We start from the raw sequence: 14,563 nt of genomic DNA, 5'->3' as shown, positions 1-14,563 counted from the left end.
TAAGATGAAGGGCAAGCTTAGTAGAAGCCAGTTTTTGACGATATCGCTTACGCTATTTGCGATGTTTTTCGGTGCGGGAAATTTTATTTTTCCACCGGGTCTAGGTAGGGAATCCGGGCAGAATTTTTATATCGCAATAATGTTTTTTTGCGCTACGGCAGTGCTTCTGCCAGTACTGGGCGTCGCGGGAATCGCGCGCGCCAAGGGGCTTCAGAGCCTGGTACGCCGCATAGATCCGGTGTTTGCGATCGTTTTTACCGCGCTTTTGTATCTTACTATTGGGCCGCTTTTTGCGATACCGCGTGCGGCAAACATGCCTTTTGATATCGCGATTAAGCCTTTTATTGCGGAAGATCGCCTTCAAATTTGGCTATTTATTTATTCCGCGGCATATTTTGCGCTGAACTATTACATCTGTATGAACCCTTCAAAGCTCGTCGATCTGCTAGGAAAATACCTTACGCCGATACTTTTAGCGCTTATTTTGCTACTTTTCGGCGCGGGATTTTTGTTTCCTGTCGGAAGCTTCGTCGCCCCTAGCGGCGAGTACGTTGATCACGCCGCGGCAAAGGGCTTCGTAGAGGGCTATCAGACTATGGACGCGCTTGCGTCGCTGGCATTTGGAATCATCGTAATTAATGCCATTAAAGCAACCGGCGTGAGCGACGAGAAGCACCTCGTCACCTCTACCATAAAAGCAGGAATGATGTCGGGCGTCATACTGATGACGATATATTTCATGCTGGGCTATCTGGGCGCGACTTCTGCGGAGCTTTTCAAGGATACGCCGAATATCAACGGAGCGGAGCTTCTGTCGCGAGTAAGCGATCATTACTTCGGAAGAGTTGGAGTCGTGATCCTAGGCAGCGCATTTTTTCTAGCGTGCTTAACCACGACTCTAGGTCTTATAAGCTCAGCTAGCGAATACTTTGAAGAGCTTACAAAAGGCAAGATTAAATACAAAACCTGGGCGATCGCTTGGTGCGTGATCGGCTTTGGAGTCGCAAATTTCGGCCTTACGACCATCATCAAAGGTTCCATCCCGGTCCTCGTCGCTATCTATCCGATCTCGATCATGCTGATAATCCTCTCGCTGATCAACCCGTGGATCGATTCAAGCAAGCTGATTTATCGCGCCTGCGTCTATGTCTGCGTAGTCGAGGGCGTCATAAACGGGCTTGATATTTTGGGGATTTCGGTGCCGCTTGTTACGTTTATTGTAAAGAAAATGCCATTTTACGACTCGATGCTCGGCTGGATCGTGCCTAGCACAGTGACCTTCGCCGTGACATACGTGCTGCATCTGATCTTTGAAAAAAGAGACGATAGCTTTTAAATCTCAGCTTAAAATTCCGCCGGATCCCGCGCGGTCCGGCTTTTGCTTTCCTTTTTTCTACATCGATTTATTCGCGCGGTTTCGTTTGCGTAGCCTTGCTTTTAAAATTTTACCGAATTTCTAATTCAAGCACCTGCTTTGTGCCCTATGCGCGGCCAGCAGGTCTCTTATCGCAGATACGTCGTGCGGCCACCTCTACATACGGTCGCGGTTTGGTGCGCGAGCGCGTTCGTCGGCTTTAAAATCAATCCGATACGATTGGATTTTTAAGAGATTAAATTTTATCATGCGGTGTTTCAGGCGGGCGCGGAGCAGAACAATACGGCGCGAAATTTAAAAATTTTAAAATTTCAATTCGATGGCGATTGCAGAGGCTGTCTAAGAATGAGCGTGATCTTTAAAATTCTATCTAAACGGCGAGCACTGAAATGCCAAAAGCGAATGGTTTTTAAATTTTATACTACTATTAAAATTACCTAGAGCGCGTAGAATTTAAAATTTTATCGAAGAACCGCCAATGTAAATGCCGCGGTTATCACCGGAAGCTGGTGCAAGGTCGTTTTAAAATCACATAAATGAAATTACAGAGCGACTGCGAAGTAGGGCGGTCGTGAAATAGAAATTTTAAAATTTGCGGCTTAAAGGCTAATCCTCGCCGTAAATCCCATCCACCAGCGTTTCTACGAACTGATCTGAGTTAAATTTCGCCAAATCCTCCATTCGCTCGCCCACGCCGACGAAAAGTATCGGCAGCCGCAGCTCGCGCGCTATGGCGAAAAGTGCGCCGCCCTTAGGCGTGCCGTCGAGCTTCGTGATGATGATGCCATCGAGCCTTACGATCTCGTTGAATGCCCTAGCTTGCGCGACGCTGTGATTGCCCTGAGTGGCGTCTAGAACGATGATCTTTCGGTGCGGTGCGCCGCTTTTTGCGCGGTCGCAGATGCGCACAATCTTCTCTAACTCCGCGGCTAAATTTTTCTGATTTTGCAGGCGTCCGGCGGTGTCGATCAGGACGCGATCGATGTTTTTGGCACTAGCTGAGCTAACGGTGTCAAACGCCACAGCAGCGGGATCGTGCCCTTGCGCGGTCGCTACGATCGGTAGATTTAGGATCTGCGCCCATTTTTTTAATTGCTCGACTGCGCCCGCGCGAAAGGTATCGCATGCGCCTAAAATCACGCTCTGGCTGCTATTTTTATATAAATTTGCAAGCTTTGCGGTTGTTGTAGTTTTGCCCGCGCCGTTTACGCCTAAAATCAGCTCAACGAAGGGTTTTCCACCCGCAGGACGGGCGATCTCGTAATCGAAATAGCTCTTCAAAACGCTCTTGAGATCATCTTTTGCGACCAGCTTTTTTGCGGGCAGTTTTTCTAAAATTTCCTCCACGAGCTCGTAGCCTACGTCGGCTTCAAGCAGCATCTCTTCTAAAATTTCTTTTGAAATTTTATCCTCGCCCTTTGCACCTCGCATCGCGTCTATGGTCTTGCTAAGCCCTTTTTTAAAAAATTCGAACATCAGAAAATTTTCTCCAATTCGGTCATTAAAATTTCTTCCGGCATCAGCCCGAAATACTGCGCGCTAAACTCGCCTTTTTCATCGTATATCGCCATATACGGCACTTCGTTTATGCCACCTAGCGCCTTTGTAAAAAAGTCCGTCCCTTCGCCGTAAGCGATCGCGTAATTTACTTCGTGTGCGCTTGCGTAATTTTTTGCATCGTCTAAATTCGCATCACCGATCATTACGCCGATTATGTCAAGCTTGCCAGAGTAAGCTTGTTTGGCGGCATTTAGTGCGCTTACTTGCACGGCGCAGGCGTCGCACCACGGCGTAAAAAATGCAAACAGCGTCACGGTGGAATTATTATCGATATGAAAGCCTTGCTTTGTCTTTTGCATATTTAAAATTTTGCCGTTACTTAGCTGAAGTGTAAAAGGAGCGGTATAATCGACCTGGATTACGGCTTCGGTTTCGGATTGCGGCTGCGTGGTGTTGGCCTCGGTCGGGGTATCGCTTGATTTTTTATCCTCATCATCGCTGCAACCTGCAAGAAATAAAACAGCCGTAAAAAGCGCTAGAAAAAAACGAAATTTCATAATAAACCTTAAAATTTAATCGCAAGATTATACAAAAACTAGCTAAAATAAGCGTTAAAATTTTATAAAAGGCTTAAGCTATGCAAAAGAATGAATTTAGAAAAATTTGCAAATCGCGCTTAAAATCTCACGCCGCGCGAGCGGCTAGATGCGAGCATTACGCACTTTTATGGCGGCTTGAGCGGCTGATAAAATTTTTAAAAGCACGTAAAATTTTGATATTTTTGCCGATGAGCTACGAGCCGAACGTTTTGATTTTAAGAAAAAAGCTATCAAAAAGCTGCGAATTTTACGTTCCGTTTATGGTGGATATTAGCTTAAAAATGGTAAGATTGCGCCAGCCTTTTAAAATTTCACGCTTTGGGCTGCGGCAGACGCTTCCGCAAAACGGGTATTTTAAAAAGGTCGATCTAGCCGTGGTTCCAGCTATCGGAGTGGATGGCGCAATGGCTAGAATAGGACATGGGAAAGGATTTTACGATATGTTTTTTTCAGGTCTGAAGCTTAAGCCCGCAATCGCGTTCGTGAGTATAAAAGACTGCTTTTGCAGCGAAATTTTATCGCTTGATCACGACGTAAAGGGCGATTTTTACATAACTCCGAGCCAAAATTACCTAAAAAGAGGAAAGTATGATAGAGATTTTAATCGCCTTGTGCGCTCTTGCGGTGGGCGCTGGCATAGGATACTTAGTAGCTAGAAAGATCAATAACGCCAATTACGATTTCTTCGTCGAACAAGCCAAAGCTAAAGCCAAAGCTATAGAATTTGAAGCCGAGGGCATTTTGCGAAATTCTAAAATTTCGGTGCAGGAAGCGGAGTTTGAAGCGAAGAAAAAATACGAAGATAAAGCAAGCAAACTGCAGAAGGAATTTAACGTTAAATTTGACGAGCTCGGTAAAAAGGAACACGCGCTTCTAACCGAGCAAGAAATTTTAAAAGACAGTAAAAAAGAGCTCGAAAGCGCCAAAAAAGAGGCGAAATTCCTCTACGAAGAGGGCTCAAATTTAAAGAAAAGCTATGAAGAGAAGCTAGCCGAAGCGCTTAAAGTTTTGGAGCGCGTGGCGGGCTTTACGCAGGATGAGGCGCGCACGCAGGTGCTTAAAAAGGTCGAGGAGCAAAGCCGCACCGACATAGCTCACATCGTGCGAAAATATGAAGAGGAAGCCAAAAAAGAGGCGCGAAAAAAGGCGAATTATATTTTGGCGCAGGCTACGTCGCGCTTTGCGGGCGAGTTTGCCGCCGAGCGACTTATCAACGTCGTAAATATCAAAAATGACGAGCTTAAAGGCCGCATTATCGGTAAAGAGGGGCGTAACATAAAGGCGCTTGAGATGACTCTTGGCGTGGACGTTATCATCGACGATACCCCGAATGCGATCATCGTAAGCTCGCACAATCTCTACCGCCGCGCTATCGCCGTTCGCGTCATCGAAACTCTTATCGAGGACGGCAGAATTCAACCTGCGCGCATCGAGGACATCTACAAAAAAGTAAGCGATGAATTTGAAGCTAGCATCGCCGAAGAGGGCGAAAATATCGTAATGGATCTAGGTCTTAGTAAAATTCACCCCGAAATTTTAAAACTCATCGGCAAGCTTAAGTTTCGCGCCAGCTACGGACAGAACGCCCTTGCGCATAGCCTTGAGGTCGCACATCTCGCGGGCATCATTGCCGCAGAAACGGGCGGAGATCAAAAGCTGGCCAAGCGAGCAGGCCTGCTTCACGACATCGGCAAGGCGCTAACTCACGAGTATGAGGGCTCGCACGTAGATCTGGGCGCCGAGGTTTGCCGCCGCTACAAAGAGCATCCGGTAGTGATAAACGCGATCTACGCCCACCATGGCCACGAGGAGGCTACCAGCGTGGAAAGTGCCGCAGTCTGTGCCGCAGACGCGCTAAGCGCCGCGCGTCCGGGCGCTAGACGAGAGGTGCTAGAGAGCTATCTAAAACGCGTTAGCGACATCGAAGCGATCGCGATGAGTAAAACCGGCGTCAAGCAAGCCTACGCGATCAACGCAGGTCGCGAGATTCGCGTCATCGCAAACGCCAAGCTTATGAACGACGATGAGGCGGTTTTGGTCGCTAAAGAGATCGCCTCTGATATCCAAGACAAGGTTCAATTCCCAGGTGAGATCAAGGTCAATGTCATACGCGAGCTTCGCGCGGTCGAGATAGCCAAATAAGGAGTGTGAAATGAAAAAATTTATAATCGCTTTATTTTTGCTTTTTAGCGCGGCGTTTGCCGAGGATGAGCTCATCATTGATAGCGCGAGCGCCTATTCGTCGGTGATGCGCACGAACGCGCAGTATAAATACCTAGCGCAGCAAGCCCGCGCGATAGTGATATTTCCGAGCGTCAAGAAGCTGGGTTTCATCATAGGCGGAATGTATGGCGAGGGGATCATCATTTATAATAATGACGGCGCGCGCAGCGTAAGTGGCGCAGAGATCAGCAGTGCCAGCGTAGGACTTCAGATCGGCTATGAGGATAATTATCTGGTTATTTTCGTAATGCATGACGATGTAATCCAAAAAATGCGAAATTCCCAAATCACGCTCTCGGGCGATGCGACGGCAGTTGCGGGTAACTACAGCGCCGATTCTGGCTCGTTAGACGTTCTAAATCAAGATATGTATGTCTTTACGAATAAAGGCGGGCTGTTTGCGGGCGTGAGCCTGGGCGGTTCGGTGCTGGAGACCAAAAATGACCGCGCTTTTGATCCAAATACTGAGGGCTATGCACTTTTGATGCGAGTAATCGGCGCAGATGAGTAAAATTTAGCTAGAAATGCTAAGGCGCATAGCTTAGCGAAAAATTTTGCTTTATGGGCGTTTTATTAGCGGCTTGGAATTTTGCTCGCGTGATTTCTGCAGAATAATAGACTCAGGTGCGTAATTTTATTGCAATTCGCGGGGTAGGAGGCATTTGAGGATATCGCGTAAATCCTGCGTAATTCGCAAGTTGCTTTGAATTCTAAAGAAGTCGAAATTTTGTCATTAAATTTAGAATTGCAAAATTTTACCGCTAAATTTTGCGGAGATTTTGCTTTATGTCTAGAAATTTTATTTTAAAATTTCACTTGATATTTTGCGGCGGAATTTTGTATTTTGCGACAGCCGTGCGGAATTTTAAATTTAATGTCGCAGCGAAATCAAGTAGCGTCGTGGGACGTTGGAGTGAAGTTTTCGCACTGAATTTTAAAGCTGCTTTAGTCAAATTTATAGAATTTTATACGATCTAATGAAAGGATTCGATGGAATCGATGTTTGCAAACCTCCATACGTGGGGGTATCTGATACTGTTTTTGTATTCGCTGGGCGGCGGATTTTTGGCGCTTGCGGCAGCGGGCGTGCTAAGCTCAGCCGGCGAGCTTAATATCATCTTATGCATTGTAATCGCTTGTATATCGAACTTCATAGGCGATTCGGGGCTGTTTTTAGTAAGCCGCTACAATAAAAAAGAGATCATGCCATATCTGCGCAAACAGCGCCGAAACCTCGCTCTGGCGCAGATTTTGTTTCGTAAATACGGCGACCGCATAATTTTAATCAAAAAATTTATCTACGGCCTCAAAACCCTCGTACCGATCGCGATCGGCATCACAAAATATTCGTTTTTAAAATTTAGCGTCATCAATGCCGTAAGCTCGCTCATTTGGGCGCTTGTGGTGGGGTTACTGAGCTACTACGCGGGTGATTTCGTGCGCGAGCTCTATGTGCACATTAAGGACGCACCGTGGATTGCTCCGCTGGCTCTAGGCGCGATAGTAGCGGCGATCGTGCTCTATTTTCGCTTCGCCACGCGCAAAAGAGGCTAGCGGTGGCAAAAAAGCTGATCCCGCTCGCAATTTTTGTAGCACTTCTTTTGGCGCTAAATTTCATCTCCAATTCGCGCAGTCCTACGACTAAAGATGAGTGGATTTTTACCTCCAAAACCCTGGATGCTGCGTCGCGTAAAAGCGGCGCGCAAAATTCAAAAAGCGGCACCGATCGTAAAATTTCAAGCCCCGAAAATCCTGCAAGCGGCGCCGACGCAAAAAATGAGAGCGGCGTAAGAAGCGCAGACGGCGGGGCAGGGCGCGGAGCAGACCTAGGAGATTTAAAATCTCATCCGCAAGCAAACGAGCGCGCCGCGGCAAATCCTAAAGATGAGGCAGACGCTCACAGGCGGCACAGCGCAGATTACGAAACTTCGCACTCGCAAAATCCCGCCGCAAATTCTAAAAATCAGCCCTCAGACGAGCCCTGCATAAGCAGGGAGTGCGTGAGCGCTCATATCCGCCGTACGGGCTCTTTGCCGCAAAATTTTATCACGAAAAAGCAGGCGGGCGAGCTTGGCTGGCAGGGCGGCGATCTGTGGCGATACGCGCGCGGCAAGAGCATCGGCGGCGATCGCTTCGGCAATTTCGAGCGCAGATTGCCTTATAAAAAGGGGCGGATCTGGCGCGAGTGCGACATCGAGTATCACGGCGGCCCGCGCGGCGCTAAGCGGCTGATATTTTCAAACGACGGGCTGATCTTCTACACCGCCGATCATTACGAAAGCTTCGAGCGCGTGCAATGAGTTTAAATTTTAAAACGTGCCGCGGCGCAAAGATCATCATCGACGGCGCAAAGATTAGGCGCAAAGATCAAATTTTTGCGCTGTTTGCCGCGGCGCTAAATTTCAAGCCCGAATACGTCGCAAATTTAGACGCGCTCTACGACGCGCTGGGCGAGCGAGGCGGACGGATCTTAGTCGTCATTAAAAGGGGCGGAATTTTAAAACTAAGGCTGGGCAAATTTTATGATATTTTGCTGGAGGTTTTGCGAAGCGGCAAGGCGAAAATTTTAATACTATAAGCTTTCGCGGCGCTCTCGTCGCCTCAAAGCTAAATTTCGCCGAGACTAAGGCGGATTTGTTTTGCAGCAGATTCGATCGCGCCGTTAAATTTTGCCGAATTTTAGAGCTTATTAAAAGAAGCGATTTTAGAAATTTCACCCACAAAGCTCACGCGGTCAAATTTAAACTCAAGCCCATACTGCCAATCTTTGCGGCGCGGGTTTTTAAACTCGTAAAGCTTAACCGTCTCCGTTTCGAATTTGATCTTAAGCGCGAGATACCAGCAGCTCCAGATCCCGCACGGATAGCTCAGCAGCACGACATCCCGCTCATCTTGCGCCAGATCAGCCTCAAGCACCGCGCGTAAGAATAGCTCCTCAAAATCGATCAAGCTGAAGTAGGCGTAGCCTCCTGCGATGCAGCCTTGCCCCTCTTTTGCCGCAAAGCTTTGCTCGCGCCGCTTAATCAGCTCAAGCAGAGGTTTGCCGTTTATCGTAACGACGACTTCGGTAAAGCTTTCACTCTCAATTTCGTAATCGTTTAGGTAAAATTTAATGCTATCCATGCGTCAATCTCGCTAAATGATCTGTTTTGCGCCGTATTTGCACCGGCCTGCTAAAATTTCGTCGCAGTTTAGCGAATTTGAAGTGAAATTCGGTTGAAGATCAAGAAATTCGCTGGTAAAGCGCAGATCAAATGGGTATTTTGTAAAATTTGGGATGCTGGGCCTGCAGAGCTTGTTTTTTAACGCACGCGAGCTAAAATTTGCAAAAAAGCTTGATTTGCGTAGATGAAAGTAGCGAAAATAAAAGATTAAATTTCATTGCAGATCAAAAGAGATCGAAACGAGGGTTAAATTTTGCTATGGATAAAGAAGCAGAATTAGAAACGAGGGTTAAATTTAATTCGCTTTTGCGGGCGCTTAAATTTAACCCCGCCGCGGCTACATCATTTCGCCGCTTTTGTGCTCGTGCTCGGTGTAGGTTACCGGAATATCCTTCTTGCCTTTGCCCGGCGTATACACTCCCTCTCCGCGTTTGAAAAGAAGCTCGATGCCTTCGTCGTTCGTAAGCATTATGCCGCTTGCGGAAGCCGCGCGTTTAAGATTATGCTTTTTACCCTTTTCATCGGTTAACACGCCCGTTGCGAACATATCGTTCGAGCTAAGGCTGATGCGCTTATCTCCGGTGTCTCCGAGCAGAAATACGATCGTATGCGCTACGGACTCTTGCTTTTGCTGCGGAGCCGTATCGGCCTTAGGTTGGTTGCATCCGCTTAAAATCGCGATTGCCGCTAATGACGAGAATACAATTCGTCTCATTTTTTCTCCTTTAAAAAAAGTTCGCGAATTATATAGCCAAAAAGTAAATCCTATATTTCGCGACTTTTTATTTAATCAAAGATTAACCCAAATTTAGTAAAATTCCAGCTGAAAACATCCCAGATAAGGAGAACCTTATGGCAGTAAAAATCGCAATTAACGGCTTTGGAAGGATCGGTAGGTGCGCGGCTAGAATTGCGCTAAGCAGGGACGATGTAGAGCTTGTGGCGATCAACGATACCGCTAAACGCGAGCTTACGAGATACCTGCTTCAATACGATACCGTTCACGGCGAGTTTCGTAAAAAAGTAGAAATTCTAAGCGACGAATGCATAGCCGTAGACGGCAAAAAAATCCGCGTCTATTCCACCAGAGAGCCTGCGGAGCTTGATTTTGCGGGCGATGGTGCAGAAGCTGTGCTTGAATGTACTGGTGCGTTTTTAACGAGCGAAAAATGTAAGCCGTTCATAGACAACGGTATCGGCGTAGTCGTAATGAGCGCGCCTGCCAAGGATGATACGCCTACTTTTGTAATCGGCGTTAATGAGGGCGCTTATGCAGGACAACGCGTCATCTCAAACGCTAGCTGCACCACTAACGGTCTGGCTCCGATTGCAAAAATTCTAGACGATGAGCTTGGTATCGAAAAGGGTCTGATGACGACCATTCACGCCTATACACATGGACAGAGCCTAGTCGATGTAAAAGCCAAGGACTTCCGCCGTTCGCGTGCTGCGGCTCTTAATATCGCTCCGACTACGACGGGCGCGGCAAAAGCAATTAGTAAGGTACTTCCGCAGCTAAGCGGTAAGATGCACGGACAATCTGTGCGCGTGCCGGTAGCTAACGTATCGATGGTTGATCTAACGGTGCTAACGCGTAAACAGACGAGTGCTGAGGAGCTAAATGAAATTTTCCGCCGCTATGCCGCTAAAGATATGAAAGGAATTTTGCTCGTAGACGACGATAGCCGCGTCAGCAGCGATTTTTGTACTTCAGAATACTCCAGCATCGTAGCTAGCGACTGCACGCAGGTAATTGACGGCAATCTGATAAAAGTGATGAGCTGGTATGACAACGAGTGGGGATATAGCGAGCGCCTCATCGATTTAGCCCTATATGCGGCAAAAAGAAGGAAATAAGATGGGCGAAATTCTTTCGATTAAAGATTTGAAATTTAAAGAAGGCGCGCGCGTTTTTATCAGGTGTGATTTTAATGTGCCAATGGATGAGTTTTGCAATATTACGGACGATCGTCGCATCCGTTCGTCTATCCCTACGATTAAATATTGCTTAGACGAGGGCTGCGCGGTAATTTTAGCCAGCCACTTAGGACGCCCGAAAAACGGATACGAAGAAAGACTTAGCCTAAAGCCTGTAGTAAAGAGGCTATCTAGGCTTTTGGAGCGCGAGATAAAATTTATCTCCGACGTCGCGGGCGAGGAAGCTGGAGCTGCGGTAAATTCACTTAAAAAGGGCGAAGTGCTTCTGCTGGATAATCTGCGCTTTGAAAAGGGCGAGAGCAAAAACGACGAGGCGCTAGCTAAGAGGCTCGCAAGCTACGCGGAATTTTATATCAACGACGCTTTTGGTGTATGCCACCGTGCGCATGCTTCGGTAGAGGCGATTACGAAATTCTACGATGAGGCACACAAGGCAGCGGGATTTTTGCTACTAAAAGAGATAAAATTTGCCAAAGACCTTATTAAAGATCCTGCGCGTCCTTTCGTAGCCGTAACGGGCGGTAGCAAAGTAAGCGGCAAGCTTCAGGCGCTTAAAAATTTACTTCCTAAAGTCGATAAGCTCATCATCGGAGGCGGCATGGCGTTTACGTTTTTAAAAGCCGTCGGATATGACATCGGCAAATCTTTGCTCGAAGAGGATCTAATCGAGGAAGCAAAAAATATTCTCCGCAATGCTCGCGAGCTTGGGGTTAAAATTTATATCCCCGTCGATGCCGTCGCAGCTCCGCAATGCTCGCAAGATGCCGTTACAAAAAAGGTTACCGTGCAAGAAATTCCAAGCGATTGGATGGGGCTAGATATCGGGCCTGCGACCGTAGCGCTTTTTAAAGAAGCCTTAGACGATGCGCAAACGATCTGGTGGAACGGACCGATGGGAGTTTTTGAGATCGATAAATTCGCTCGCGGTAGCCTGCATATATCGCACGCGATCGCAGATAGCGACGCCACAACCGTAGTGGGCGGCGGCGATACTGCAGATGTCGTCGAACGCGCTGGTAACGCCGACGATATGACTTTTATTTCTACCGGAGGCGGCGCGAGCTTAGAACTCATCGAGGGCAAGGAGCTGCCGGGCGTGCGAGTGCTTACCGCTAAAACGGAGCTGCGATGATACTGGCGGCGAATCTTAAATGCAACCATACCCGTGCTAGCTTTGAGCGGTACGCTAAAGCTTTAGATGAAGGCTTAGCGGGCGAAATTTTGCGCGAGAATGAAATTCTAGTTTTTCCTCCTGCTAGCGCATTTTGCGCGAAGGTGAAAAATTTTACCCAAGGCGCGCAAAATTTCTACCCGTGCGAAAGCGGCGCTCACACCGGCGAGATCGGCAAGGCGATGCTGGACGAGTTTGGCGTAAAAAGCGTGCTGATCGGGCACTCCGAACGGCGCGAGCTGGGCGAGAGCGAGAAGCTTTTGCGAGCTAAATTCGACTTCGCCGTAAAGGCGGGCTGGCAGACCGTCTACTGCATCGGCGAAAATTTGAGCGTAAACGAAGCTGGCGGCACGAAGGAGTTTTTGGCGGAGCAGCTAAAAAATATCGAGCTTGGCTACGAGCGGCTGCTGATCGCCTACGAGCCAATTTGGGCGATAGGCACGGGCAAGAGCGCGAGCGCGGAGCAGATCGAAGGAGTTTTAAATTTCATCCGCGAGCAGACGAGTGCGCCGCTACTTTACGGCGGCAGCGTAAACGTCGCAAATATCGGCGGGATAGCGGGAATCGCGAACTGCGACGGAGTATTAGTGGGGACGGCGAGCTGGGACGCATCGAAGTTTTTGGAGCTTATACGCGTTGTCTCGCATCGCTATACTTCGTTGTCTTAAAATTTTGCTCGGTCATTACCTGCGTGGTAACTCCCGTCGCAAAATTTTAAGTCGCCTAGTCTAGCTTCGCGATACTGCCGCTATCAAATTGCATTTAAAATTTGGCGTTTTGCGAAATTTTGCAAATTTTAATTTATAGAATTTTAAGTCAAATTGCGAAGGATTTTGAGATGATTTTTGGGGCTTTGCAGTTAAAATTTTGCGTAGGCTAGACGGATGGTCTGCCGAGCAAAATTTTAACAAAATCGTCAAAAAGCGCTCAAAAACCAAGCAAAAATAGAAAGGAGAAATAATGATTTTAAAAGGCAAAAAGGGCCTCATCGTCGGCGTCGCTAACGCCAAATCTATCGCTTACGGCATTGCCGAAGCTTGTCACGAGCAGGGTGCGCAGATGGCGTTTACCTACCTAAACGACGCGCTGAAAAAACGCGTAGAGCCGATCGCGGAGGAGTTTGGGAGCAAATTTGTCTATGAGCTCGACGTAAACAACCCTGCCCACTTGGACGGTCTTGCGGATCGTATCAAAGCAGACCTTGGCGAGATAGATTTCGTTGTGCACGCGGTAGCCTACGCGCCAAAAGAAGCGCTTGAGGGCGAGTTTGTGAATACTACAAAAGAAGCCTTTGACATCGCGATGGGCACGAGCGTGTATTCGCTACTGAGCCTCACGCGTGCAGTGCTGCCGGTGCTAAAAGAGGGCGGCTCTGTTCTCACGCTAACTTACCTCGGAGGGCCGAAATTCGTGCCTCACTATAACGTTATGGGCGTTGCAAAAGCAGCGCTTGAAAGCTCAGTGCGCTACCTCGCTCACGATCTTGGCGCGCGCGGCATCCGCGTAAACGCTATCAGCGCGGGCCCTATCAAAACGCTTGCCGCAAGCGGAATCGGCGATTTTAGGATGATTTTACGCTACAACGAGATTAATGCGCCGCTAAAACGCAACGTCACGACGCAAGATGTGGGCAAGAGCGCAATGTATCTACTTAGCGACCTTGCTAGCGGCGTGACCGGCGAGGTGCACTACGTCGACTGCGGCTACAACATCATGGGCATGGGCGACGTGGCTACCGACGCCGAGGGTAAGACGATCCTTGCGTGGGATGCGGCCAAGGCTGAATAAGCGACGTGCAAAAGGGAAAATTTGACGCGCACGGTATATTACGAGGCTAGGCATAAAGCCATAGCAGAGGGCGGCGTAGAGGGCATCGCCGCCGTTTTGCGAGGTGATGACGAGGCTAAAAAGGCCTCGCTTTCTTGTGTCTAGATTATTACCTTGATCCCTATTACGGCTGCACGCTGGCGCATGAGAGCGAAATTTTCGCCCTTTTGCAGGAGCTACTTCTGAGCGAGCGCTCGCAAGCTATCAGAGACGATATTTTGCAGCTTCTGGGCGATTACTGCAGCGATTTTAGCGTGTTGCGAAGCAGGATTTGTGAGGCGTCCGGCGAGCTTTTGCCCGATATCAAGCGCTTGATCGAAGGATAAATTTAACGACCGGCGCGCTTTTGCGCACGGTAATTGCGTCGCGGCGAGCGGTAGCGAAATTTGCCGCGCCTCCGCATACGCCCCTTTTTGTTGCGGAAATGCGGCAGCGTAAAATTTTAAGATTGAAAGCGGCGATGAGAACCTCGGATGAGCGAGGAGTTCTATTAGGCGCGTACCTAAAAACGGCATGAAGATAGAGGATTATTTAAGAGCCGTTTTTGAAAAAAGCGGTAAAAGCCGCCAGAAAGGAGCTTAATGAAAAAGGATTATATCTGCGTATTCGACTGCGAGACGATCCCTGACGTAGCGGTGCTGGTGCGGGTGCTGGATGAGGATGCGATCGCGGGCTGTTTTGAGCCTTTCGATAAAAAAAGCTTCGCAAAGCTTCTTGACGCGCAGCTCTCGCAAAAGATCGGCGGCGAGAAACAAAACGCGTCTTT

At 48.3% G+C, this 14,563-nt stretch carries 18 protein-coding genes; 14 read left to right on the top strand and 4 right to left on the bottom strand.

Annotated elements, in window-relative coordinates; genetic code table 11:
* The first annotated feature begins 4 nt into the window (after nucleotides 1-4).
* Nucleotides 5-1,336: a branched-chain amino acid transport system II carrier protein gene (gene brnQ / locus KH703_RS03745; RefSeq protein WP_304294261.1), complete on the top strand. Its 1,332-nt coding sequence runs from the start codon at nucleotides 5-7 to the stop codon at nucleotides 1,334-1,336.
* A gap of 645 nt (nucleotides 1,337-1,981) precedes the next feature.
* Here the strand turns inward: brnQ and ftsY are convergent.
* Both ftsY and KH703_RS03735 read right to left on the bottom strand, forming a co-directional pair.
* The gene (ftsY, locus tag KH703_RS03740) at nucleotides 1,982-2,851 is read right to left on the bottom strand and encodes a signal recognition particle-docking protein FtsY (protein WP_304294259.1); all 870 of its coding nucleotides are present in this window, start codon (nucleotides 2,849-2,851) and stop codon (nucleotides 1,982-1,984) included.
* The gene (locus KH703_RS03735) at nucleotides 2,851-3,432 is read right to left on the bottom strand and encodes a TlpA disulfide reductase family protein (RefSeq protein WP_304294258.1); all 582 of its coding nucleotides are present in this window, start codon (nucleotides 3,430-3,432) and stop codon (nucleotides 2,851-2,853) included. The genes ftsY and KH703_RS03735 overlap by 1 nt, the downstream gene beginning before the upstream one ends.
* An 80-nt stretch (nucleotides 3,433-3,512) precedes the next feature.
* Between KH703_RS03735 and KH703_RS03730 the strand changes: the two genes are divergently transcribed.
* From KH703_RS03730 to KH703_RS03700, 7 genes are all read left to right on the top strand, one after another.
* The gene (locus KH703_RS03730; RefSeq protein ID WP_298062105.1) at nucleotides 3,513-4,130 is read left to right on the top strand and encodes a 5-formyltetrahydrofolate cyclo-ligase; all 618 of its coding nucleotides are present in this window, start codon (nucleotides 3,513-3,515) and stop codon (nucleotides 4,128-4,130) included.
* Entirely contained in the window at nucleotides 4,063-5,616 is a 1,554-nt protein-coding gene (gene rny / locus KH703_RS03725) for a ribonuclease Y (protein WP_304294255.1), read from the top strand. Before KH703_RS03730 ends, rny begins: the two co-directional genes overlap by 68 nt.
* A 10-nt stretch (nucleotides 5,617-5,626) precedes the next feature.
* The gene (locus KH703_RS03720; protein ID WP_304294254.1) at nucleotides 5,627-6,208 is read left to right on the top strand and encodes a lipid-binding SYLF domain-containing protein; all 582 of its coding nucleotides are present in this window, start codon (nucleotides 5,627-5,629) and stop codon (nucleotides 6,206-6,208) included.
* Between the two features lie 275 nt (nucleotides 6,209-6,483).
* Nucleotides 6,484-6,675: a hypothetical protein gene (locus KH703_RS03715; RefSeq protein WP_304294252.1), complete on the top strand. Its 192-nt coding sequence runs from the start codon at nucleotides 6,484-6,486 to the stop codon at nucleotides 6,673-6,675.
* Between the two features lie 12 nt (nucleotides 6,676-6,687).
* Nucleotides 6,688-7,251 carry a DedA family protein gene (locus tag KH703_RS03710; protein WP_304294250.1) on the top strand — a complete coding sequence of 188 codons (564 nt, stop codon included), beginning with the start codon at nucleotides 6,688-6,690 and terminating at the stop codon, nucleotides 7,249-7,251.
* A complete protein-coding gene (locus tag KH703_RS03705) occupies nucleotides 7,170-7,997 on the top strand; it encodes a ribonuclease domain-containing protein (RefSeq protein ID WP_304294248.1) in 828 nt (275 codons plus the stop codon). Before KH703_RS03710 ends, KH703_RS03705 begins: the two co-directional genes overlap by 82 nt.
* On the top strand, nucleotides 7,994-8,275 hold the full coding sequence (locus KH703_RS03700; RefSeq protein ID WP_304294247.1) for a barstar family protein: 282 nt from the start codon (nucleotides 7,994-7,996) through the stop codon (nucleotides 8,273-8,275). The genes KH703_RS03705 and KH703_RS03700 overlap by 4 nt, the downstream gene beginning before the upstream one ends.
* 101 nt (nucleotides 8,276-8,376) lie before the next feature.
* On the opposite strand, the gene KH703_RS03695 is transcribed toward KH703_RS03700, so the two are convergent.
* Nucleotides 8,377-8,820 carry a hypothetical protein gene (locus KH703_RS03695; protein ID WP_304294245.1) on the bottom strand — a complete coding sequence of 148 codons (444 nt, stop codon included), beginning with the start codon at nucleotides 8,818-8,820 and terminating at the stop codon, nucleotides 8,377-8,379.
* Nucleotides 8,821-9,198: 378 nt separating this feature from the next.
* The gene (locus tag KH703_RS03690) at nucleotides 9,199-9,576 is read right to left on the bottom strand and encodes a hypothetical protein (RefSeq protein WP_297964968.1); all 378 of its coding nucleotides are present in this window, start codon (nucleotides 9,574-9,576) and stop codon (nucleotides 9,199-9,201) included.
* A 137-nt stretch (nucleotides 9,577-9,713) separates the two neighbouring features.
* On the opposite strand from KH703_RS03690, the gene gap reads away from it, so the two are divergent.
* From gap to KH703_RS03660, 6 genes are all read left to right on the top strand, one after another.
* Complete coding sequence (gene gap / locus KH703_RS03685) at nucleotides 9,714-10,718, top strand: type I glyceraldehyde-3-phosphate dehydrogenase (RefSeq protein ID WP_304294241.1); 1,005 nt, start codon at nucleotides 9,714-9,716, stop codon at nucleotides 10,716-10,718.
* A 1-nt stretch (nucleotide 10,719) separates the two neighbouring features.
* The gene (pgk, locus tag KH703_RS03680) at nucleotides 10,720-11,931 is read left to right on the top strand and encodes a phosphoglycerate kinase (RefSeq protein WP_304294239.1); all 1,212 of its coding nucleotides are present in this window, start codon (nucleotides 10,720-10,722) and stop codon (nucleotides 11,929-11,931) included.
* On the top strand, nucleotides 11,928-12,638 hold the full coding sequence (locus tag KH703_RS03675) for a triose-phosphate isomerase (RefSeq protein ID WP_304294237.1): 711 nt from the start codon (nucleotides 11,928-11,930) through the stop codon (nucleotides 12,636-12,638). The genes pgk and KH703_RS03675 overlap by 4 nt, the downstream gene beginning before the upstream one ends.
* Nucleotides 12,639-12,930: 292 nt before the next feature.
* The gene (gene fabI, locus KH703_RS03670; protein WP_304294235.1) at nucleotides 12,931-13,758 is read left to right on the top strand and encodes an enoyl-ACP reductase FabI; all 828 of its coding nucleotides are present in this window, start codon (nucleotides 12,931-12,933) and stop codon (nucleotides 13,756-13,758) included.
* Between the two features lie 21 nt (nucleotides 13,759-13,779).
* Nucleotides 13,780-13,902, top strand: coding sequence for a hypothetical protein (locus KH703_RS03665; RefSeq protein WP_304294234.1), 123 nt, complete (start codon nucleotides 13,780-13,782; stop codon nucleotides 13,900-13,902).
* Nucleotides 13,893-14,123 (top strand): hypothetical protein, encoded by a 231-nt coding sequence (locus KH703_RS03660; RefSeq protein WP_304294232.1) that lies wholly within the window; start codon nucleotides 13,893-13,895, stop codon nucleotides 14,121-14,123. Before KH703_RS03665 ends, KH703_RS03660 begins: the two co-directional genes overlap by 10 nt.
* Nucleotides 14,124-14,563 lie beyond the last annotated feature (440 nt).

The sequence above is a fragment of the Campylobacter gracilis genome, assembly GCF_018374135.1.
GTDB lineage: Bacteria > Campylobacterota > Campylobacteria > Campylobacterales > Campylobacteraceae > Campylobacter_B > Campylobacter_B gracilis_A.
Note: the sequence above shows the minus strand (reverse complement) of the source record. Positions and strands in the feature narration are given on the sequence as shown.